1 protein-coding gene and 1 pseudogene are annotated in these 1693 nt (G+C 61.6%); both read left to right on the top strand.

Translation table 11 applies throughout. The features are described 5' to 3' along the window. Nucleotides 1-227, top strand: a 227-nt coding sequence (locus AC1DCU_RS21430) for an autotransporter outer membrane beta-barrel domain-containing protein (protein WP_442252419.1), incomplete at its 5' end; no start/stop codon positions are given. Nucleotides 228-619: 392 nt separating this feature from the next. Then, nucleotides 620-1693 (top strand): annotated as a pseudogene (locus AC1DCU_RS21425) (autotransporter outer membrane beta-barrel domain-containing protein); the annotation flags it as partial.

Below are 1693 nucleotides of genomic sequence, written 5' to 3'. Positions count from 1 at the left end.
GCCCGTACGTGGTGGCGAACTGGTACCGCGATGGCGCCAGCAACGGCATGGCGTTTGACGAGGAAGCACTGAACGCCAGCGTGCCGCGCAATCGCTACGAATTGAATGCAGGTGCGCGGGTTGACTTCCGCACCGGGCTGAGTGCGTTGGGTGGATTTGGCGTGATGCGCGGTGACCACGGTTACCGCGAGGCCACGGCCAACGTGAGTGTCGCCTACAAGTGGTGATGTAAGCACGAACGGCGCCGGTGAGATCCGGCGCCGTTCTGCTTTCTGCCTTCTGTAGCGCCGAGCACAGGCTGGGCTCCACGAGAAATATCGCACCTGCCGTGCTGATGCGCGTCTGGCCTCGCATATTGCACGCGCCGCAATTCTGCAGCGCTTTTGAAGTTGGAGCCTTACTGGCTGGCAGCTGAAGGCACCCGGAGTGTCCAGTGCGCTTTACAACTTTTTGCATGGGACGGCCGCGCCTGCGCACACAGACTGCGGCCAAAGGAGACGCGTTCCTTCGCATCCAGCCCCCATCACGGCCGCTCAAGCAAAGCCGACTGACACGGGAGCCGATCCGAATGTCCTACGTGGTGCCGCGTGCTCCCACATTCCCGACACAAGGATCCCCCATGAAGCTCAGCTCCGTCRTTTCCTCGCCTCGCCCGCCGACGCCGCACCGGTTGTTCCGCAGCCTGCTGCTGGCTTTGGCTTCACTCCCCGCTGGTGCTGTACTGGCAGGCGATCTGGATGACCAGGCCGCCGAGGTGGGCGTAGCTGACCCGGCAGAAGCCTGGAGCCTCATCAATGGCTCGCAGTTGACGGTCAACGGCGGGCAGACCCAACGTATCCAAGCAAGCGATACTTCCCGGGTGATACTCGAGGGCGCCCAAGTCACCAGCGTCGGCACTCAACCGGATGCGATCCGGCTCACACGCCAGGCATCGCTGAGCGCACGCAATTCACGGATCAATGGCCAGATTGCGGTGCTTGGTGCCAGCACGTCGTTGTTGTTTGAAAACAGCGTTGTGCTGGTCAACAGCAGCAACGGCACAACCACTAGCAAATTAGTGGGCGTCGACCTCAACCCAGGCCATGAAGGTGCGCTGGTAAGCTCACCTCATGCAAGCATCGATGGCACGCTCATCCAGGTTGACGACGGCATAGTTTCGGGCCAACCACATCTCCGTGGCCTGGGTGTCCGCTTGATGACAGGCCAGATGGACATCATCAATGGTTCCCGCGTCGTCGCCTCCAACGTAGGCGCAATGTTGTGGGGCGAAAGCAACACCAATGGGTTGCTCAGGCTTGAAGTCAACAACTCGACCCTGCAATCGGGCCGCGGTGCAGCCATCCAGGTAAGGCCGAGGTCCGACAATACCTACGACATCACCGTGGCAAACGGCGCACATCTGATTGCCGGGGATGGAAACCTTGTGCTGGTTGCCCGCGAGGGCGGCATTGTCAGTGCGCGCACCGATGTCAACGTTGCGGTGGACGACGCGCGCCTCATCGGCAACGTCAGCTTCGATCCGGTGTCCGTCACCAATGGCTGGCTGAATGTCGCCCTGCGCAACAAGGCGCAGATCGACGGCCGTTTCATCAATGTCACCCGTGCCGAGATCGACGGCGACAGCACCTGGCTGATGACCGGTGACAGCAACGTCGGTCAGCTCAGCCTCGGCAGAACCGGCACCGTGGCACAC

The sequence above is a fragment of the Stenotrophomonas sp. 10L48 genome (genome assembly GCF_056395105.1).
The sequence above is the reverse complement of the archived record's forward strand: the minus strand, read 5'-3'. Positions and strand labels throughout refer to the sequence as shown.